Source organism: Streptomyces sp. NPDC001204 (assembly GCF_053598035.1).
Genome location: NZ_JBSFJL010000011.1, coordinates 120,986 through 139,521 on the forward strand (window position 1 = coordinate 120,986; position 18,536 = coordinate 139,521).

Consider the following 18,536-nt stretch of genomic DNA (forward strand, 5'->3'; position numbering starts at 1 on the left):
GCGGGATGCGGTCCGGGCGGTCCTGGCGCTGCTCCTTCACAGGCTGCGGGCGGTGATGTCGCCGTGGGCGGTGGTGGCGCGGATGTCGAGTTCGGCGGTGCCGTCGTTCTTGAGCGAGTTGCTGACGCGGCCGTAGCCGGTGCCGGCGTCCAGGGTGGCCGAGACGCCGCCGGCGGCGGCGACCGAGATGTCGCCGGACTGGGTGCGGAGCACGACCGTGCCGCGTACGGCCTCGGTGATCCGGATGTCGCCCCTCGCGGTGCTGATCTCCGCGGGGCCGCCCAGCCGGCCGACCTCGACGTCGCCGTCGATCGCGGTGAGACGGACGCTCGCGGCCTCGTCGATCTTGATCTGACGGTAGGCGCCCTCGAAGGCGACGTCGCCGAGGCGGCCGACGCCGCGGAGCTCGGAGCCGGCGGCCTTGACCTCGACACCGGAGCCGGCGGGCAGCTGGACGGTGACCTCCAGGGATCCGGAGGGGCCGAAGAGCTGGTTCTTGGGCTCGGCGGTGTGGATCCGCAGGACGCCGTCGGCGTAGGCGACGGTGGTCTGCTCGGCGGTCTGCACGTCGCGCTTCTTGGAGGGGCTGGCGGGCAGGACCTCGACGGTGGTGTCGGCGCGGTCGGCGGCGATGAACTGGACGCGTCCGGCGGGGATGTCCAGGACGGCGGAGATCGGGGCGGGGCTGTCGAACTTCTGCATCATGCTCTCCCGTGCTCGCTCGTTGTTTCCGATGCCAGAAACGCTACGTTGCTTTCCGTAAGTCATCAACATGTTCGTTGCATAAGCTTGGCATCAGTGCAAGAAGAGGCCAGAAAAATGTTGCAACGAGCTCGTCGGTAACGCAACGACGACTGCTCCGATCATTGCAATGGGTGATGAGTGAACGCTAGGGTGGAGGTGGGACCACCGCGAAGGATCACCGAGGAGACCGCGATGCCGGGAGGCAGGCTCACCCAGCAGGAGCGCCAGCAGATCGCGCTGGGGCTGGCCGACAGCCTCCCCTACGCCGAGATCGCCCGCCGCCTCGGCCGTCCGACCTCGACGGTCACGCGTGAGGTGATGCGCAACGGCGGCCCCACCGCCTACCGCGCCGACCTGGCCCACCGCGCCACCGAACACCGCGCCCGCCGGCGCGGGCCCGCCCCCTCCCGCGGGTCGGAGGCGGTCCCCCAGCCGCACGGGCGCGACGCCGAGGCCGTGGCCGAGTACGAGGAGACGCTCACCACCGTCCTCATGGCCTCGGGCCTGCCCAGGATGACGGCCCGGGTGCTGACCTGCCTGTTCACCACGGACGCGGGCAGCCTCACCGCGTCCCAGCTCGCCCAGCGCCTCCAGGTCAGCCCGGCGTCCATCTCCAAGGCGATCGCCTTCCTGGAGAGTCAGAGCCTCGTCCGCCGGGAACGCGACGAGCGCCGCCGCGACCGCTACATCGTCGACGACGAACTCTTCTACCAGGCGACGATCGCCAGCGCCCGGGCCAACGACCAGCTCGTCGAGACCGCACGCCAAGGCGTCGCCGTCCTCGGCCCCCGCACCCCCGCCGCCGCCCGCCTGGAGAACATCGCCCGCTTTCTCGACTTCATCAGCGAAAGCATCACCCGCGCCGCCGAGCAGGCCCGCGAGGTCCTCCACACCAAACCCGGGACAACCCCGGCCGACTCCGCTCGGTCGGGTCCGGGTCGCGCATAGGCGGCCGTCCCGAACGTCGCACCCGGCCCGATCGGCGCGCTGAGCGTCACCGTCACCCATGAGCGCCTTCGTCGTCCTGGGCGGCGCGGTTCTCCGGGCACCCCGGCCTGCCCGGGCGCGCGTCCCGCGGGTCTCCGCCGAACCCCCGGAACCCCCGCCCGTCCGGAGTTTCCGCCGCCCGTGGCCGCCCCTTGCCCACTCTTGACGCCCTTTGCGGGCCGCACTTACATTGCTTCCAGATCGTAGAAAGTAGTTTCCGCTATACGGAAGAGTCACAACCGCGGGGCGCGACGGGCGTGCGAATCCGACAGCCGAAGACAGCCGAAGCAGGAGAACTCGATGGCTCGTATGACCGCTGCCCGCGCGGCAGTTGAGATCCTCAAGCGCGAGGGCGTCACCGCCGCGTTCGGTGTGCCGGGCGCCGCGATCAACCCCTTCTACGCGGCGCTCAAGGCGTCCGGCGGCATCAACCACACCCTCGCCCGCCATGTGGAGGGCGCCTCGCACATGGCCGAGGGCTACACGAGGACCCACGCGGGCAACATCGGCGTCTGCATCGGCACGTCCGGCCCTGCCGGCACCGACATGATCACGGGCCTGTACTCGGCCACGGGCGACTCCATCCCGATCCTGTGCATCACGGGCCAGGCCCCCACCGCCGTGATCCACAAGGAGGACTTCCAGGCCGTCGACATCGCCTCCATCGCCAAGCCGGTGACCAAGATGGCCGTCACCGTGCTGGAGGCCGCGCAGGTTCCCGGCGTCTTCCAGCAGGCCTTCCACCTGATGCGCTCCGGCCGTCCCGGCCCGGTCCTGATCGACCTGCCGATCGACGTCCAGCTCACCGAGATCGAGTTCGACCCGGAGACGTACGAGCCGCTGCCCGTCTACAAGCCGGCCGCGACCCGCGCCCAGGTCGAGAAGGCGATCGCGCTGCTCAACGAGTCCGAGCGGCCGCTGATCGTCGCGGGCGGCGGTGTCATCAACGCCGACGCGTCCGAACTCCTCGTGGAATTCGCCGAGCTGACGGGCACTCCGGTCGTGCCGACCCTGATGGGCTGGGGTGTCCTGCCCGACGACCACGAGCTGAACGCGGGAATGGTCGGCCTCCAGACCTCGCACCGCTACGGCAACGCGACCTTCCTGGAGTCCGACTTCGTCCTCGGCATCGGCAACCGCTGGGCCAACCGCCACACCGGAAAGCTGGACGTCTACACGGCGGGCCGGAAGTTCGTCCACGTCGACATCGAGCCCACCCAGATCGGCAAGATCTTCGCCCCGGACTACGGCATCGCCTCCGACGCCAAGGCCGCGCTGGAGCTGTTCGTCGAGGTGGCACGGGAGTTGAAGGCGGCCGGACGGCTGCCCGACCGCTCCGCCTGGGCCGGCGCCGCGCAGGAGAAGCGGGCGAAGCTCCAGCGCCGTACGCACTTCGACGACATCCCGATCAAGCCGCAGCGCGTCTACGAGGAGATGAACAAGGCCTTCGGCCCGGAGACCCGGTACGTCTCCACGATCGGTCTCTCGCAGATCGCCGGCGCCCAGATGCTGCACGTCTTCAAGCCGCGGCACTGGATCAACTGCGGCCAGGCCGGGCCGCTCGGCTGGACCGTCCCGGCCGCGCTCGGTGTCGCCAAGGCCGACCCGGAGGCCTCCGTCGTCGCCCTCTCCGGCGACTACGACTTCCAGTTCATGATCGAGGAGCTGGCGGTCGGCGCGCAGCACAAGATCCCCTACGTCCACGTGCTGGTCAACAACTCCTACCTGGGCCTGATCCGCCAGGCGCAGCGGGCCTTCGACATCGACTTCCAGGTCAATCTGGAGTTCGAGAACATCAACTCGCCCGAGCTGGGCGTCTACGGCGTCGACCACGTCAAGGTCGCCGAGGGCCTGGGCTGCAAGGCGATCCGGGTGACCGACCCCAACGAGCTCGGCGCCGCCCTCGAGGAGGCCAAGAAGCTCGCCGCCGAGCACCGGGTGCCGGTCGTCGTCGAGGCGATCCTGGAGCGGGTCACCAACATCTCGATGTCGGGCACCAACGACATCAGCAACGTCGTCGAGTTCGAGGAAGTGGCCACGGAGCCCGGCCACGCCCCGACCTCCATCAGGACGCTGAAGGTCTGAGGCACGGACACCGGTCGAAGGGGACGGCCCGCCCGCAGGGCGCCGTCCCCTTCTCGTGTTCCTGCTGTTCCGACGTGCCTCGTCGGCGCCGTCACACGGAAGCGCAGCTGAAGCCGCCCGAGCCGCCGCCCCAGGACTGCGGCAGTTCCCGCTCGGTCGTCCCGCCCCGCCCGAGGAGTCCCGCCTCCCGCGCGAAGCGCGGCATGAGCCGGGTCAGCGCCCGGTCCCCGTACAGGGCTACGGCCAGCAGCCGGTCGTCGAACGACAGGCCCCTTCCGGTCGCGGGCAGCGGATGCCGGTCCCGCAGGTCCCTCAGGGTTCGCCGGCCGGCCCTGGTGCGCCCGGGCGGGAAGACGCGCAGCAGCCCGGCGACGGTGAGTTCGTAGCGCAGGTCGATCAGTGCGAGCGCGACGGGTTCCCGGTCCAGCAACTGCCGCATGCCCGCGGGGCGGTAGAGGGCGGCGTGCACGGTCTTCGTCAGATGGGGGAGGGCGGGGAGATCCGTCCTCGCGCCGTGGGCCGGCCCCGTGGTGCGCATCGTGCCGCCGCGTCCGGGGCCGATGGCGCCCCGTGCCTGCAGAGCGAGCACGGCGACCGTGGCGGCGGCGCGGCGGCCGCCCCGGAGAAACGCGATCTCGTGCGGCGCGAGCCGGTTCGTTGCGTCACTGTCCATGGGACCCCCAGCGGTCGGAGCACGGGGCCCGCCGCCCCCGTGCCGGCGGGTCCCGTCGAGGAGAATGTGCCCGCACCCGGGGCTGCCCGATACCTGCCGTCCCTACTTCAGAGCATGATTTGAGCATGCCGTACCCGCGGTACGCCCACTGCGGTAGACACCCCGGCCGCACCCTCCGTCCGCCATGCGGCGGCCCGGCCGCTCCGTACGTTCATTCGTCGTCGTGTTCCGGCAGGCCCGGCCAGGTTTCGGGGCCGCCGCCCTGCCATTCGATGAGGTCGCTTTCCTCCACCTCCACGCGGTCCAGGTCGGCCAGTCGGAGGATTTCGACCACGTCGTCCAGGTGGGACGCGAGTCCGAGGGTCACGTCGCCCTCGGTCACCCGCCGGGAGCCGTCCAGGGCCGGTGCGTGCACCACGATGTGCGGATGCTTCGTGGGGTTGTCCATGTCCTCAGCCTCCTGCCCCTCAGCCTGCTGCGCCGGCCCCCGGTCCGCACCCCGGGGACACCGGGACCGGGTGGACGACGAGGAGCGCCGGACCCGGGTTCCGACCCGGGTCCGGCGCTCCTCCTGCGGTCCGCTTGGTTTGGTTGCCGTCCGACGGCGCGAGACTGGGCGCGACAGGACATTCGCGCCGCCGGACGGGATCAGGGGCCTCGCGGCAGGACCGTTCTGCGCGAGGCGGGTGGCCGGGACCGCGGCGGGTGCGACGGCTCCGGGACGTCCTCCCTCCGGTCGGGAGGACGCTCCGTCGCCTTCACCACCGCACTGGCTCGCACGCCGCCGCGGTCCAGGCGCCCGCACGGCCATCGGGCGGCCACCCCTCATCCGGGTCGCCCGACGGCCCGGGCGGGCCGTGTGCGTACGGGGTCCGGGGCATGACCTCCCGGCGGACCCCGTACGCGGCTCTTGGTGTCAGTCCTCGCGCAGGGCGCGTACCGCCTCCTCCACGCGCCTGCCGTAGTCCGGGTCGGCGGCGTGGAAGTGCGCGAGGTTCTTCTTGATCACGTCGTCGCGGGAGACCTGCGAGAGGCCGCCGGCGATGTTCGCGACCAGACGCCGCTTCTCCTCCTCGGACATCAGCCGGTACAGCTCGCCGGCCTGGAAGAAGTCGTCGTCCTTGGTGTGCGGGGGCGCCGCGTGGGTGCCCGTGTGGCCCGTCACCGCCAGCGGGGCCGACAGCGGACGGCCGGTCTCGACGGGGCCGTCGTAGGAGTTCGGCTCGTAGTTCTTGGCGTACCGGCCCTGGGAGTTGGACGCCATGAGGCCGTCACGGCCGTAGTTGTCCGCGCCGCCGGGCACGGCCTTGGGCGCGTTCACCGCGAGCTGGGTGTGGTTGACGCCCAGGCGGTAGCGGTGGGCGTCGGCGTAGGCGAACAGCCGCCCCTGGAGCATCTTGTCCGGCGACGGGCCGATGCCCGGCACGAAGTTGTTCGGGGAGAACGCGGCCTGCTCGACCTCGGCGAACACGTTGTCCGGGTTGCGGTCCAGGACCAGCCGGCCCACCCGTCGCAGCGGGTGGTCCCTGTGCGGCCAGACCTTGGTCACGTCGAAGGGGTTGAAGCGGTAGTCGGCCGCCTCGGCCGCCGGCATGATCTGGACGTACAGCGTCCAGGACGGGCGCACCCCGCGCTCGATCGCCTGGAGCAGGTCCGTCTGGTGGGAGGTCGGGTCCGTGCCCGCGATCTCCTGGGCCTGCTCGGTGGACAGGCAGCGGATGCCCTGGTCGGTCTTGAAGTGGTACTTGACGAAGAAGGCCTCGCCGTCGGCGTTCGTCCACTGGTAGGTGTGCGAGCCGTAGCCGTTCATGTGGCGGTACGAGGCAGGGATGCCGCGGTCGCCCATCAGCCAGGTCACCTGGTGCGTGGCCTCGGGGGAGTGCGCCCAGAAGTCCCAGACGCTGTCCGGCTCCTGACGGCCCGTGAACGGGTCGCGCTTCTGCGAGTGGATGAAGTCGGGGAACTTCACCGGGTCCTTGACGAAGAACACCGGCGTGTTGTTGCCGACGAGGTCGTAGTTGCCCTCCTCGGTGTAGAACTTCACCGCGAAGCCGCGCGGGTCGCGCACCGCGTCCGCGCCGCCGAGGGAGTCCGCCACCGTGGAGAAGCGCGCGAACACCTCGGTGCGCTTGCCGACAGCGCTCAGGAAATCGGCGTGGGTGTAACCGGTGACGTCGTCGGTCACCTCGAAGTGGCCGTGGGCGCCGGAGCCGCGGGCGTGCACCACGCGCTCCGGGATGCGCTCGCGGTTGAAGCGCGCCAGCTTCTCCAGCAGGTGCTGGTCCTGGAGGAGGAGGGGGCCGCCGATGCCGGCGGAGGCGGAGTTCTGGTTGTCGGCGACCGGGGCGCCGGACTCGGTCGTGAGGACGCGCTTCGACATCAGGGACCTTCCGTGCAGAGGGGCAACGGAAACGTATTTCCGCTTCGTGGAGTTTCCGCTTGCGTGGAGCCTAGGATCGGTGTGATCGGCGCGTCAACAGTTTGTTGAACAAGGGGTGGCGGATCCGGACGGCGCCGCCGCCTGGGCGCGACATGACTGGTGTCGGCGGCGGCGCCGTCCGGAGGTCTGGGGTCCGTCAGACCTGGGCGCCGGACAGGCGCTCCACGGCCCGCAGCAGGGCCGAGTGGTCCAGGCCGCCGTCGCCCTGCGCGCGCAGGGAGGCCACCAGCTGGGCGACCACTGCGCCGACGGGCAGGGCGGCGCCGACGGCGCGGGCCGCGTCCGTCACGATGCCCATGTCCTTGTGGTGCAGGTCGATACGGAAGCCCGGCTTGAAGTCCCGCTGGAGGAAGTTGTCCTTCTTCCGCGACAGCACGGTCGAGCCGGCCAGGCCGCCGCCCAGGACGTCCAGCGCCGCCTTCAGGTCCACGCCCGACTTCTCCAGGAAGACCACGGCCTCGGCGCACGCCTGGATGTTCACGGCGACGATCAGCTGGTTGGCGGCCTTCACGGTCTGGCCGGAGCCGTGCGGGCCGCACAGCACGATCGTCTTGCCCAGCGCCTCGAAGAGCGGCTTGGCCGTGTCGAAGTCGGCCTGCTCGCCGCCGACCATGATCGACAGCACCGCCTCGACGGCGCCCGCCTCACCGCCGGAGACGGGGGCGTCAAGGACCCGGATGCCCTTGTCCTTGGCGGCGGCGGCCAGGTCGATCGAGGTCTGCGGGGTGATCGAGGACATGTCGATCAGCAGCGCGCCGGAGCGCGCGTTCTCCAGGATGCCGTCCGGGCCGTAGGCGATGGCCTCGACCTGCGGCGACGCGGGCACCATCGTGACGATCACGTCGGCGTCCCGGACCGCCTCGGCGATCGAGCCGGCCGTGGTGCCGCCCGCGGCGGCCAGCCGGTCCAGCTTCGCCTGCTCCAGCGTGTAGCCGGTGACGGCGTAGCCCGCCTTGATCAGGTTCTCGGACATGGGGGAGCCCATGATGCCGAGACCGATCCAGGCAACCTTGGGAAGGGTGGTGGTCATTGCGGGTGCCTCTCTAACTTCTGTGCTGCGTCTGGGAGTCGGGGCCCTGGGAGGTGCCCGGGCTGGTCAGCGGGCCGCTCGGGCCTCGGCCGGCAGCCACGCGAAGGCCTCGGCGCTCGGTCTGTCGCCCGGCTTGTACTCCAGGCCGACCCAGCCGTCGTAGCCGGCCTTCCCCAGCTGGTCGAGGAGGTCCTCCAGCGGGAGCGAGCCCGTACCGGGTGCGCCGCGGCCGGGGTTGTCGGCGATCTGGACGTGGCCGGTCCGCGCGGCGTACCGCTCGATCACCGACGGCAGGTCCTCGCCGTTCATGGACAGGTGGTACAGGTCCATCAGGAACCTGGCGTTGCCGAGGCCCGACGCCGCGTTCACCTTGTCCACCACTTCGACGGCGGCGGGCGCGCTCACCAGCGGGTACAGCGGCGACTCCGGCTTGTTCAGCGCCTCGATCAGCAGGATCGCGCCGATCCGGTCGGCGGCCCGCGCCGCGAGGACCAGGTTGTCCAGCGCGAGCGCGTCCTGCTCGGCCGGGTCCACGCCCTCGACCCGGTTGCCGTACAGGGCGTTGAGGGCCGTGCAGCCGAGGGACCGGGCCAGGTCCGCGGCCACGTCGATGTTGGCGCGGAACCTCTCCGACTCCTCACCGGGGACGGACAGCGCGCCGCGGTCGGGGCCCGGGAGCCTGCCCGCGTAGAAGTTCAGGCCGGTGAGCTGTACGCCCGCGTCCTCGATCGCCTTCTTCAGGGCATCGGTCTCGGAACGCTCCGGGGTGGGGGAGTCGATCCACGGCCACCACAGTTCGACCGCGGTGAAGCCGGCCGCGGCGGCGGCCGCCGGCCGCTCCAGGAGCGGGAGTTCCGTGAAGAGGATCGACAGGTTGACGTTGAAGCGCTGGTCTGCGAATCCCATCAGGGCCGCGCTCCCTTCCGTTGTCGCCGTATTCCGTATTGCGGAAGTTGGTTTCTGCGTAATGGAAGACTGCCGGGGGGTGTCGTGGCTTGTCAAGAGGGTGTGGGCTCCCGTGTGGATCCCGGTCGCCGGGACTGCCCGGAAAGCGGCCCGCGCGTTAGGTTGTGCGCGTGCGATTGAGAGTGGAGTTCACGACCGAACCCTTCGACCTGGACGAGGCCCCCGCGCACGCGGTGGTGGCGCGGGAGGTCGTCGAGGCCGCCGAGCTGGACGCCGTGGACGTCGGCCCGTTCGGCAACACGGCCGAGGGGGGTGCCGACGCCGTCCTGGACGCCGTGGACGCCCTGCTGCGCAGGACCCTCCGGGCCGGCGCCACCCGGATCTCCCTTCAGGTCACCGTGATCGGGGAGGACGGGAGGTGATCGGGGAGGAGCCCTTCATCGCGGCCCTGAAGCCGCTGGTCGACGCGATCGGCGGCCGGATGCTCCCGCCCGACGAGGCCGGCCCCGACGATGTCGTGCTCTCCTGGGAGGGTGCCGTCGCCGTCGCCGTACGCCTGCCGCAGCTCGCCGACTCGCTGGACCACATCCTGGCCGCCATGGAGCGCAAGCAGGGCATGCCGCTCGCGGACCTGGACCGCAAGGCCAAGCAGGAGGTCGTGCGGGTGCTCGAGGCGCGCGGAGCCTTCTCCGTCCGGCACGGGGTGGAGACCGTGGCGAGCGCGCTGGGCGTCAGCCGCTTCACCGTCTACAACTACCTCAACCGCGACAAGCAGGGCTGAGCCGCCACCGGGCCCGGCGTCCCGGAATTTTCAACAAACTGTTGACGCAGTGTTCGTCAGGGCGTTAGCTATCCGCAGCCCGTTCAACGCGAAGGCCGTCAACAGCCCACGGAGGCTCCCGTGACTTCGACCTCAACGCCACCGGGCCTCGCCCGATTCAACGCCCTCCCCGAAGACGCGGCCCGAGCCGCCCTTCTGGAGGCGTGCGCCAGCACGGCGTGGGCCGAGCGGCTGCTGGCGGCCCGCCCCTGCGACACCCCCGAAGACCTCGGAGCCGCGAGCGACGCCGCCATGGCGGAGCTGACCCCCGCGGACCTCGGGGAGGCGATGGCCGGCCACCCGCCGATAGGCCGTCCCAAGCCCGGCGACCCGGCCTCGGCCCGCGAACAGCGCGGTATGGCCGGCGCCTCCGAGGAACTCAAGGCCGAGATGCTCGACCTCAACCTGGCCTACCAGGACAAGTTCGGCCACGTCTTCCTCATCTGCGCCACCGGCCGGACCGGCGAGCAGATGCGCGACGCGCTCAAGGAGCGGATCGGCAACGCGCCGGAGCAGGAACGCGAGATCGTCCGCAGCGAACTGGGGAAGATCAACCGCATCCGGCTCGCCCGACTGCTCGAAGACGCCTGAGAAGACGCCCGAAGAGGAAACCATGAGCACCGAGACCACCGCCTCCGTGTCCACGCACATCCTGGACACCTCCGCCGGCCGCCCCGCAGAGGGCGTCGCCGTCCACATCCTGGCCCGTTTTGGGCGGGAAGCGGACTGGCAGGCGCTCGGCGGATCCTCGACCGACGCCGACGGGCGGTGCAAGGACCTTCCGGCGCCGCCGGAGGGCACCACCCACGTACGGCTCGAGTTCGACACCGAGACGTACTTCGCCAAGAAACAAGCCGCGGCCCAGCAGGACGCCCCCGCGCTCCGGGACAGCGAGAACGGCCGGCCGGTGTTCTTCCCCGAGGTCACCATCACCTTCGCGGTGGTGCCCGGTGAGCACTACCACGTTCCGCTGCTGCTCAACCCGTTCGGCTACTCCGTTTACCGAGGGAGCTGACCGACACCATGACCCGTTTCGTCCTGGGACAGAACCAGTACGGCAAGGCCGAGAACCGAGTCGTCAAGATCACGCGTGCCGGCGACACGCACCACATCAAGGACCTGAACGTCTCCGTCGCCCTCTCCGGCGACATGGAGGAGGTCCACCGCAGCGGCTCCAACGCGAACGTCCTGCCGACCGACACCACCAAGAACACGGTGTTCGCCTTCGCCAAGGAGCACGGGATCCGGAGCGCCGAGGACTTCGGCGTCAGGCTCGCCCGCCACTTCGTGGACAACACCGAGCCCATCCACCGGGCCCGCATCCGCATCGAGGAGTACGCCTGGGAGCGGATCGAGACCGCGCAGTCCGGCGCGCGCTTCGTCGGCTCGGACGAGATCGCCCACTCCTTCGTCCGCAAGGGCCAGGAGACCCGCGTCGCGCAGATCACCTACGACGGCCACGGAATCCAGGTGCTCTCCGGGTTCAAGGACCTGACCGTCCTGAACTCGACCAACTCCGAGTTCTTCGGCTTCCTGAAGGACAAGTACACCTCCCTTCAGGAGGACCACGACCGCATCCTCGCCACCACCGTCTCCACCTGGTGGCGGCACAACTGGAACGGCATCGACTCGCACGCCCCCGACTGGGAGCGCTCGTACAACGGGGTGCGCAAGCACGCGCTCCAGGCGTTCGCCGAGACCTACTCGTACTCGCTCCAGCAGACCCTCTTCGAGATGGGTGTGCGGGTGCTGAACTCCCGCGACGAGGTCGACGAGATCCGCTTCTCGATGCCCAACAAGCACCACTTCCGCTCGGACCTGTCGTCCTTCGGGATCGACAACGCGGCCAAGGACGGCGCCGTCTACTACGCCGCCGACCGCCCCTACGGCCTCATTGAGGCCACCATTCTGCGGGACGGCGCCGAGCAGCTCATCCCGGTCGACATGACAAACCTCTGACGCGGGACGCGCGCCACCGGACCCGCTCCGGACCGGTGGCGCGCCACACCGGAGGGAACGAAATGGCACTGCCTGCTCAAGGGCCCGTCGAAGGCCCGTGTTCCACCCCGCCGGCGCACACCGAGGACGCCGTCACGTCCGTGCACCCGGTCGACGAGAAGCTCCATCCCTCGCGGCTCGTCCCCGCCGCACTCCAGCACATCGCCGCCATGTACGCGGGCGTTGTCACCCCTCCGCTCATCATCGGCCAGGCCTGCGGACTCGACATCGCGGGCCGCACCCGGCTCATCGCCGCCAGCCTGCTGATCGCCGGCGTCGCGACGATCCTCCAGACCATCGGCCTCAAGCAACTCGTGGGCAACCGCCTGCCGTTCGTGAACGCCGCCTCCTCGGCCGGCATCGCCCCCATCCTCGCCATCGCCGAGAACAACGCCAAGGGCCACCAACTCCCCGCGATTTACGGCGCGGTGATGGTCGCCGGCGCCTTCTGCCTGGCCGTCGGCCCGTTCTTCGGACGGCTGCTGAAGTTCTTCCCGCCGCTGGTCACCGGCGTGGTGATCACCCTCATCGGGGTCACCCTGATGCCCGTGCCCGTCGGCTGGGCGCAGGGCGGCGACCGGACCGCCGCCGGCTTCGGCTCCATGAAGAACCTCGCCCTCGCCGCGTTCACCCTCGTGGTGATCCTGCTGATCCAGCGCTTCGGCAAGGGCTTCGTCAAGCAGGTCGCCCTGCTGTTCGGACTGCTCATCGGCACCCTGGCCGCCCTTCCGTTCGGCATGGCCGACTTCCGCGGGCTCGCCTCCGCCCCGGTCGCCGCGCTGCCGACCCCCTTCGCCTTCGGCGCCCCCGTCTTCCAGCCCGCGGCCATCCTGTCGCTGTGCATCGTGATGCTGGTGCTGATGACCGAGTCCAGCGCCGGCATGCTCGCCCTCGGCGAGATCTGCGACCGCCGCGCCGACGCCCGGACCATCACCCGCGGCCTGCGCACCGACGGCCTCGCCACCCTGCTCGGCCCCGTCTTCGGCGGCTTCCCCACCTCGGCCTTCGCCCAGAACGTGGGCGTCGTCTCGCTGACCCGGGTGCGCAGCCGCTACGTCGTCGCCGTCGCCGGCTCCGCCCTGCTGCTCCTCGGCGCCTTCCCGGTCCTCGGCGCGGTCGTCTCCCTGGTGCCCATGCCGGTCCTCGGAGGCGCGGGCATCGTGCTCTTCGGCTCGATCGCCGTCAGCGGCATCCGCACCCTGTCCGAGGCCGGACTGGACGACAGCTCCAACATCATCCTGGTTGCCGTGGCCCTCGGCGCCGGCATCATCCCGCTGGCCGCGCCCACCTTCTACCAGCAGTTCCCCGCCTGGGCGCAGACCGTCCTCGGCTCCGGAATCAGCGCCGGCGCCATCGTCGCCGTCATGCTCAACCTGTTCTTCCACCACCTCGGCACCCGGAGCAGCACGGCTCCGGCACTCAAATCCTCCTAGGGTCCTGCCGTGCCCTCCCCGTGGACGCCCCACGTCCACGGGCCGCCACCAAAGACAAGGAAGCGCAATGGCACCATCGGCAGCCCAGCGCGTCGTCATCGAGAACTGCGCGATCGCGACCGTGGACGCGGACGACACCGAGTACGCCTCCGGACACCTCGTCCTCGCCGGCAACCGGATCGAGTCGGTCGGCGCGGGCAAGGCCCCCGAGGGGCTGAAGGACGTGGTGCGCCGCATCGACGCGAGCGGCCATCTGGCCACGCCCGGTCTGGTCAACACCCACCACCACTTCTACCAGTGGATCACCCGGGGCCTGGCCACCGACCACAACCTGTTCGACTGGCTCGTCGCGCTCTACCCGACCTGGGCGCGCATCGACGAGGAGATGGTGTACGCGGCGGCCCAGGGGTCGCTGGCGATGATGGCCCGCGGCGGAGTCACCACCGCCATGGACCACCACTACGTCTTCCCGCACGGCTCCGGGGACCTGTCCGGCGCGATCATCCGGGCGGCCCGGGAGACGGGCGTGCGGTTCACCCTGGCCCGCGGTTCGATGGACCGCGGCGAGAAGGACGGCGGACTGCCGCCGGACTTCGCCGTGGAGACGCTCCAGGGCGCGCTCGCCGCCACCGAGGAGACCGTTCGGCGGCACCACGACGCCTCCTTCGACGCCATGACGCAGATCGCCGTCGCCCCCTGCTCCCCGTTCTCCGTCTCCACCGAACTGCTCCAGCAGGCAGCGGAGTTGGCCCGCCGGCTCGGCGTACGGCTGCACACCCACGGCTCGGAGACGGTCGAGGAGGAGAAGTTCTGCCACGAGCTGTTCGGCATGGGCCCCACCGACTACTTCGAGTCCACGGGCTGGCTGGGCGAGGACGTGTGGATGGCGCACTGCGTCCACATGAACGACTCCGACATCGCCGCCTTCGCCCGCACGAAGACCGGTGTGGCGCACTGCCCCTCCTCCAACGCCCGCCTCGCGGCCGGAATCGCCCGGGTCCCCGACATGCTGGCGGCCGGCGTCCCGGTCGGCCTCGGTGTCGACGGCACCGCCTCCAACGAGTCCGGCGAACTCCACACCGAACTGCGCAACGCCCTGCTGATCAACCGCCTCGGCGCACACCGCGAGGCGGCCCTGAACGCCCGCCAGGCGCTGCGCCTGGGCACCTACGGCGGCGCCCGGGTGCTCGGCCGGGCCGGCCAGATCGGCTCGCTGGAGCCGGGCAAGCTGGCCGACCTGGTGCTGTGGAGGATGGACACGCTGGCCCACGCCTCGATCGCCGACCCGGTGACCGCCCTGGTCCTGGGCGCGGCGGCACCGGTCACCGCCTCCTTCGTGGACGGGCGGCAGATCGTCGAGGACGGCCGGTTGCTGACCGCCGACGAGGACGCCATCGCCCGCGCCACGCGGGCCGAAGCACAGCGGCTGGCGCGCATCACCGCGCAGAGCTGACCGACTGAGGAACTCCGGGCGGGAGGGACGGCTCCCGACCGGTAGCCGTGGACCCGAGCGGGGTCCGCGGCGGGCCGGCTCCGGGGCGCGCTTGGACACGCGCCCCGGAACGGTCTCCGTTCACCCGGCGGGCTCCCCTGAGGGCCCGTCCCCGGTCCCGCACGACCACACGCACCACCTCCTTGACACCCACGTCGACGACGACGTGTTATCCGACCGGAGGAGCCGCCGTGACCGCTCACCCCACGTCTCGTGACGAGGCACGACAGCCAGCCGAGTCCACCGTCCATCCCGTGGACGAGAAACTCCCCATCCTGAAGATGGCGACCAGCGGCCTGCAGCATGTGGCCGCCATGTACGCGGGTGTGGTCGCCCCGCCCCTGATCGTCGGCGCGGCCGTCGGCCTGTCCGGCACCAAGCTGACCTTCCTCACCGGCGCCTGCCTGTTCACGGCCGGTCTCGCCACCTTCCTGCAGACCCTCGGCATCTGGAAGATCGGCGCCCGGCTCCCCTTCGTCAACGGCGTCACCTTCGCCGGTGTCGCCCCCATGACGGCGATCGTCGCCTCCACCAAGGACAAGTCCGACGCCCTGCCGATCATCTTCGGCGCGGTGATCGTGGCGGGTGTCCTCGGCTTCCTGGCCGCGCCGATCTTCTGCAAGGCGATCCGCTTCTTCCCGCCGGTGGTCACCGGCACCGTGATCACCCTGATCGGTGTCTCGCTGCTGCCCGTCTCGTTCGGCTGGGCCCAGGGCCCCAATCCGGCCGCGCACGACTACGGTTCGGCGACGAACCTCACCCTGGCCGGCATCACCCTGGTCATCGTCCTGCTGCTGCGCCGCTTCACCCGCGGCTTCGTCAAGCAGATCGCGGTCCTGCTCGGGCTGATCGCCGGCACGGTCATAGCGATCCCGTTCGGGGTCACGGACTTCGGCCCGGTGACGGACGCCCAGGTGGTCGGCTTCCCGACCCCCTTCCACTTCGGCGCGCCGCAGTTCCAGGTCGCCGCGATCCTGTCGATGTGCGTGGTGATGGTGGTCTCGATGACCGAGTCCACCGCGGACATGCTGGCCCTCGGCGAGATCGTCGAACGCCCGGTGAACGAGAAGACGATCGCCGCCGGTCTGCGCGCCGACACCCTCGGCTCCGCCGTCAGCCCCCTCTTCAACGGCTTCATGTGCAGCGCCTTCGCACAGAACATCGGCCTGGTGGCCATGACCCGGATCCGCAGCCGCTTCGTGGTGGCCTTCGGCGGCGGCTTCCTGGTCCTGATGGGCCTGTGCCCGATGGCCGCGTCGCTCATCGCCGTCGTACCGCGCCCGGTGCTCGGCGGCGCGGGCGTGGTCCTGTTCGGCTCGGTGGCCGCCAGCGGCATCCAGACCCTGGCCCGGGCCGGCCTCGACAAGGACAACAACGTCCTGATCGTCGCCGTCTCGATCGCCGTCGGCATCATCCCGATCACGGCGCCGAACTTCTACCACGCCTTCCCGGAGACCGCCCGGATCGTCCTCGACTCCGGCATCTCCACGGGTTGCGTCGCGGCCGTCCTGCTCAACTTCGTGTTCAACCACCTGGGCAGGCCCGGGCTGGTGGACGCCCAGGACGTCACCCATCCGATGGAGGCGGGGGAGGAGATCGCGGTGGCGCGCTGATCCCCCGGAGGGGTACGGCCGCCGCGCGGGCCCTCGGGAGGGGCCGCCGACCGCGCCGATCCTCGGGAGGGGTACGGCCGCTGTGCCGTGCCCCTCCCGCCGTGTGCGTCACAGCCCGAACAGGGCGGGATCCGTGGCCAGTTGCCTGAAGTGGTCGTGCGGAGCGGGCACCAGTCTCCTCGCCTTGAGGTCCAGGAGGCCGCCGACCGCGTCGATCTCGGCCGCCACCGTGCCGTCGGCCTTCCGGATCGTCTGCCGGATGCGGAAGGTCTTGCCCCCGCCCCACTCGAAGGCACAGGTCACGTCGACCTCGTCGCCGGCCAGCAGCTCACGCAGGTAGCGGATCGTCGTCTCCAGGGCCACCGGCCCCACGCCGCCGGACACGAGGCCCGCCTGGCTGATCCCGGCAGCCTGGAGCAACGACCAGCGGGCGTGCTCCGCGTAGTTGAGGTACACGGCCTGGTTGAGGTGCCCCTGCACATCGGTCTCGTAACCGCGGACGGTCACCCGGACGGAAAACGGCTCGCTCACTGCGTCCCCTTCTCGTACGCCGCTCGGACCCACCGATCCTGGCACGGCCGTCACATCCTGCGCGGCGACGCCAGCAGGTACCGGGCCCTGGTCCGGGGCTCGGTGTACTCCCCGGCCTGCCAGCCCGCCCGCTCCAGCGCGGCCGCGCACGCCCGCAGCGCCGCGCCGTCCGGCCCGTACACCGCGACCGCCTCCGGCTGCGGGGTCGCCCGTACCCGGTATCCGTCCGCGTCCGGCCCCGCGGGCCGCTGTCCCGCCGCCTCCAGGGCGAGCGCGGCCGCCCGCACCAGATGCGCGCGCTCCCAGCCGCAGGGCCGTTCGACGGCACCGTCCGGATTGGTCATCCGGCGCAGTTCCAGCAGCCCCTGCCAGGCGCTGTGCACCTCGCGCACCCGGCCGGGACCGTCGTACGGGGCCTCCTCGCCGCCGACGCGGGCGGAGAACACGCCGGTACCGGCGGGCGCCTGCCCGACGTCGGGCGCCCTTTCCGCGGCCGTCTCCTCCTCCGCCTCCCGTATCCGATGCCCGGCCGGGGTGAGGAAGTGGTCGTGCGGCGGCCGTGGGTGCCGGAAGGCGAGCCCCCGCTTCACCAGTGCCGCGAGCTGCGCCTCCGTACCCCTGAGCCGGCCGGTCACGGGGTCGGCGGCGTCGATGACGCGGCGCTGCGCGGCGGTGGGCGGTCGTGTCACGGCGCTGCCTCCCCGAATCGTCGAACAGCCCTCGTACGGTCCATTCGAAGACTACGACCCGGGTCCGACAACGAGCCGCCGCCGCTTACGCCGACGGGGTCGCCCGGATGTTCCAGCCCGCGATCACCGGTCGCCCGTGCTCCGTGCCCAGCCGGCACACCGTGCCCGTGGCCAGCTGGAACAGCGCTCCCCCCGACGGGGGCAGCCCGAGCCGCCGGGCGGTGAGCACCCGCAGGAAGTGCCCGTGGGCCACCAGCACGACGGCCCCCTCGGTGTTGGCGAGCGCGGCGTCCACCTTGCCCAGCATCCGGTCGGCCCGCTCCCCGACCTGCTCCACGCTCTCCCCGGGATGTTCCGGCGGCCCCGGGGCGACCCCGTCCGTGAACAGGAACCAGCCGGGCCGCGTCCGCTGGATCTCGACGGTGGTGACGCCCTCGTAGCCGCCGTAGTCCCACTCCCGCAGATCCGCGTCGACCCGCGCGTCGTGGACCCCGATCAGCTCGGCCGTCTCCCGCGCCCGCTGCGACGGGCTGACGAACGCGGCCCCGATCCGGTGCGAGCGGATCAACGGCACCAGCCGCCGCGCCTCCTCCCGCCCGTGCCCGGTGAGCGGCACGTCCGTCCACCCGGTGTGCCGCCCGGACCGCGACCACTCGGTCTCGCCGTGCCGTACGAGAAAGAGATCACCCATGCGTCACAGGCTACGAGCCCGCGCCCCCGCTCCGGCGGACTCACGCGTCCACGGCGGGGCATCGCGGCCCGGGCACTTTCGGAGCACGGATCGGCAACGCGGCGTCCCGACCGCGCCGCCGGCGGGGAACGTATCGGCATGCTGGCGTGCGGATGCCTGGACCCGATCGGAATACTGGCCGACCTGGTCGGCAGCACGCTGCTGAGCCTGGCCACGCTCGTACTCGCCCTGATCTGCCTGATCGGCCTGCTGCTCGGAGCGATGGTCGCCCTCGGCCACCTGACCCGCCGCGAACAGGACGACGGCACCGAGCCGGACGAGGACCAGGTCACCCTCGCGTCCTTCCACTGGGAAACCCCCTCGGACGCGGACGATCCCCACTAGCCCCGGCCCCTTCCCTTCTC

Annotated in this window: 20 protein-coding genes; 11 read left to right on the forward strand and 9 right to left on the reverse strand. The window is 71.1% G+C overall.

Features of this window, described 5'->3' with window-relative positions; all coding sequences use genetic code 11:
• Positions 1 to 36: 36 nt before the first annotated feature.
• Complete coding sequence (locus ACWC91_RS17740; RefSeq protein WP_450644721.1) at positions 37 to 702, reverse strand: DUF4097 family beta strand repeat-containing protein; 666 nt, start codon at positions 700 to 702, stop codon at positions 37 to 39.
• Positions 703 to 936: 234 nt separating this feature from the next.
• On the opposite strand from ACWC91_RS17740, the gene ACWC91_RS17745 reads away from it, so the two are divergent.
• Complete coding sequence (locus ACWC91_RS17745; protein ID WP_450725963.1) at positions 937 to 1,692, forward strand: helix-turn-helix domain-containing protein; 756 nt, start codon at positions 937 to 939, stop codon at positions 1,690 to 1,692.
• Positions 1,693 to 2,031: 339 nt separating this feature from the next.
• Positions 2,032 to 3,816: a glyoxylate carboligase gene (gcl, locus tag ACWC91_RS17750; protein WP_225078297.1), complete on the forward strand. Its 1,785-nt coding sequence runs from the start codon at positions 2,032 to 2,034 to the stop codon at positions 3,814 to 3,816.
• A 91-nt stretch (positions 3,817 to 3,907) separates the two neighbouring features.
• Here the strand turns inward: gcl and ACWC91_RS17755 are convergent, their stop codons facing one another.
• The 5 genes from ACWC91_RS17755 to ACWC91_RS17775 all read right to left on the reverse strand — a co-directional run bounded on the left by ACWC91_RS17755 (position 3,908) and on the right by ACWC91_RS17775 (position 8,865).
• Entirely contained in the window at positions 3,908 to 4,489 is a 582-nt protein-coding gene (locus ACWC91_RS17755; protein ID WP_225078296.1) for a TIGR04222 domain-containing membrane protein, read from the reverse strand.
• Between the two features lie 211 nt (positions 4,490 to 4,700).
• Positions 4,701 to 4,937 carry a hypothetical protein gene (locus ACWC91_RS17760; protein ID WP_225078295.1) on the reverse strand — a complete coding sequence of 79 codons (237 nt, stop codon included), beginning with the start codon at positions 4,935 to 4,937 and terminating at the stop codon, positions 4,701 to 4,703.
• A 468-nt stretch (positions 4,938 to 5,405) separates the two neighbouring features.
• Entirely contained in the window at positions 5,406 to 6,869 is a 1,464-nt protein-coding gene (locus tag ACWC91_RS17765; RefSeq protein ID WP_225078294.1) for a catalase, read from the reverse strand.
• Positions 6,870 to 7,065: 196 nt separating this feature from the next.
• On the reverse strand, positions 7,066 to 7,959 hold the full coding sequence (locus ACWC91_RS17770) for a 2-hydroxy-3-oxopropionate reductase (protein ID WP_225078293.1): 894 nt from the start codon (positions 7,957 to 7,959) through the stop codon (positions 7,066 to 7,068).
• A 66-nt stretch (positions 7,960 to 8,025) separates the two neighbouring features.
• Positions 8,026 to 8,865 (reverse strand): TIM barrel protein, encoded by an 840-nt coding sequence (locus tag ACWC91_RS17775; protein ID WP_281154199.1) that lies wholly within the window; start codon positions 8,863 to 8,865, stop codon positions 8,026 to 8,028.
• 170 nt (positions 8,866 to 9,035) lie between these two features.
• Here ACWC91_RS17775 and ACWC91_RS17780 point away from each other — a divergent pair, with 170 nt between their 5' ends.
• The 8 genes from ACWC91_RS17780 to ACWC91_RS17815 all read left to right on the forward strand — a co-directional run bounded on the left by ACWC91_RS17780 (position 9,036) and on the right by ACWC91_RS17815 (position 16,221).
• Positions 9,036 to 9,287: a hypothetical protein gene (locus ACWC91_RS17780; protein WP_376499508.1), complete on the forward strand. Its 252-nt coding sequence runs from the start codon at positions 9,036 to 9,038 to the stop codon at positions 9,285 to 9,287.
• Positions 9,284 to 9,646, forward strand: coding sequence for a helix-turn-helix domain-containing protein (locus tag ACWC91_RS17785; protein ID WP_225078290.1), 363 nt, complete (start codon positions 9,284 to 9,286; stop codon positions 9,644 to 9,646). The genes ACWC91_RS17780 and ACWC91_RS17785 overlap by 4 nt, the downstream gene beginning before the upstream one ends.
• A gap of 120 nt (positions 9,647 to 9,766) precedes the next feature.
• Positions 9,767 to 10,276 carry a 2-oxo-4-hydroxy-4-carboxy-5-ureidoimidazoline decarboxylase gene (gene uraD, locus ACWC91_RS17790; protein WP_225078289.1) on the forward strand — a complete coding sequence of 170 codons (510 nt, stop codon included), beginning with the start codon at positions 9,767 to 9,769 and terminating at the stop codon, positions 10,274 to 10,276.
• Positions 10,277 to 10,298: 22 nt separating this feature from the next.
• Complete coding sequence (gene uraH, locus ACWC91_RS17795) at positions 10,299 to 10,700, forward strand: hydroxyisourate hydrolase (RefSeq protein WP_281154202.1); 402 nt, start codon at positions 10,299 to 10,301, stop codon at positions 10,698 to 10,700.
• Positions 10,701 to 10,708: 8 nt separating this feature from the next.
• On the forward strand, positions 10,709 to 11,644 hold the full coding sequence (gene pucL, locus ACWC91_RS17800) for a factor-independent urate hydroxylase (RefSeq protein WP_225078287.1): 936 nt from the start codon (positions 10,709 to 10,711) through the stop codon (positions 11,642 to 11,644).
• Between the two features lie 62 nt (positions 11,645 to 11,706).
• The gene (locus tag ACWC91_RS17805) at positions 11,707 to 13,116 is read left to right on the forward strand and encodes a nucleobase:cation symporter-2 family protein (protein ID WP_376499516.1); all 1,410 of its coding nucleotides are present in this window, start codon (positions 11,707 to 11,709) and stop codon (positions 13,114 to 13,116) included.
• A gap of 67 nt (positions 13,117 to 13,183) precedes the next feature.
• Positions 13,184 to 14,569, forward strand: a complete 1,386-nt coding sequence (locus tag ACWC91_RS17810; protein WP_225078285.1) for an 8-oxoguanine deaminase — start codon at positions 13,184 to 13,186, stop codon at positions 14,567 to 14,569.
• 230 nt (positions 14,570 to 14,799) lie between these two features.
• Positions 14,800 to 16,221 carry a nucleobase:cation symporter-2 family protein gene (locus ACWC91_RS17815; RefSeq protein ID WP_450642800.1) on the forward strand — a complete coding sequence of 474 codons (1,422 nt, stop codon included), beginning with the start codon at positions 14,800 to 14,802 and terminating at the stop codon, positions 16,219 to 16,221.
• Positions 16,222 to 16,329: 108 nt separating this feature from the next.
• Here ACWC91_RS17815 and ACWC91_RS17820 read toward each other — a convergent pair whose 3' ends face one another.
• From ACWC91_RS17820 to ACWC91_RS17830, 3 genes are all read right to left on the reverse strand, one after another.
• Positions 16,330 to 16,752, reverse strand: coding sequence for an acyl-CoA thioesterase (locus tag ACWC91_RS17820; protein ID WP_450642802.1), 423 nt, complete (start codon positions 16,750 to 16,752; stop codon positions 16,330 to 16,332).
• 50 nt (positions 16,753 to 16,802) lie between these two features.
• Positions 16,803 to 17,441, reverse strand: coding sequence for a hypothetical protein (locus ACWC91_RS17825; protein WP_376499519.1), 639 nt, complete (start codon positions 17,439 to 17,441; stop codon positions 16,803 to 16,805).
• 85 nt (positions 17,442 to 17,526) lie between these two features.
• On the reverse strand, positions 17,527 to 18,132 hold the full coding sequence (locus ACWC91_RS17830) for a histidine phosphatase family protein (protein WP_225078282.1): 606 nt from the start codon (positions 18,130 to 18,132) through the stop codon (positions 17,527 to 17,529).
• Positions 18,133 to 18,270: 138 nt separating this feature from the next.
• Between ACWC91_RS17830 and ACWC91_RS17835 the strand changes: the two genes are divergently transcribed.
• Positions 18,271 to 18,516: a hypothetical protein gene (locus ACWC91_RS17835; RefSeq protein WP_281154207.1), complete on the forward strand. Its 246-nt coding sequence runs from the start codon at positions 18,271 to 18,273 to the stop codon at positions 18,514 to 18,516.
• Positions 18,517 to 18,536: the final 20 nt, after the last annotated feature.

Excerpts from the sequence above, each read along its gene's own strand:
- ACWC91_RS17765 (WP_225078294.1), bottom strand. The coding sequence starts at position 6,869 with ATGTCGAAGCGCGTCCTCACGACCGAGTCCGGCGCCCCGGTCGCCGAC.
- ACWC91_RS17740 (WP_450644721.1), bottom strand. The coding sequence starts at position 702 with ATGCAGAAGTTCGACAGCCCCGCCCCGATCTCCGCCGTCCTGGACATC.
- ACWC91_RS17770 (WP_225078293.1), bottom strand. The coding sequence starts at position 7,959 with ATGACCACCACCCTTCCCAAGGTTGCCTGGATCGGTCTCGGCATCATG.
- ACWC91_RS17745 (WP_450725963.1), top strand. The coding sequence starts at position 937 with ATGCCGGGAGGCAGGCTCACCCAGCAGGAGCGCCAGCAGATCGCGCTG.
- ACWC91_RS17810 (WP_225078285.1), top strand. The coding sequence starts at position 13,184 with ATGGCACCATCGGCAGCCCAGCGCGTCGTCATCGAGAACTGCGCGATC.
- uraH (WP_281154202.1), top strand. The coding sequence starts at position 10,299 with ATGAGCACCGAGACCACCGCCTCCGTGTCCACGCACATCCTGGACACC.
- ACWC91_RS17775 (WP_281154199.1), bottom strand. The coding sequence starts at position 8,865 with ATGGGATTCGCAGACCAGCGCTTCAACGTCAACCTGTCGATCCTCTTC.
- ACWC91_RS17755 (WP_225078296.1), bottom strand. The coding sequence starts at position 4,489 with ATGGACAGTGACGCAACGAACCGGCTCGCGCCGCACGAGATCGCGTTT.
- ACWC91_RS17835 (WP_281154207.1), top strand. The coding sequence starts at position 18,271 with ATGCTGGCGTGCGGATGCCTGGACCCGATCGGAATACTGGCCGACCTG.
- ACWC91_RS17830 (WP_225078282.1), bottom strand. The coding sequence starts at position 18,132 with ATGGGTGATCTCTTTCTCGTACGGCACGGCGAGACCGAGTGGTCGCGG.
- pucL (WP_225078287.1), top strand. The coding sequence starts at position 10,709 with ATGACCCGTTTCGTCCTGGGACAGAACCAGTACGGCAAGGCCGAGAAC.
- ACWC91_RS17805 (WP_376499516.1), top strand. The coding sequence starts at position 11,707 with ATGGCACTGCCTGCTCAAGGGCCCGTCGAAGGCCCGTGTTCCACCCCG.
- gcl (WP_225078297.1), top strand. The coding sequence starts at position 2,032 with ATGGCTCGTATGACCGCTGCCCGCGCGGCAGTTGAGATCCTCAAGCGC.
- ACWC91_RS17760 (WP_225078295.1), bottom strand. The coding sequence starts at position 4,937 with ATGGACAACCCCACGAAGCATCCGCACATCGTGGTGCACGCACCGGCC.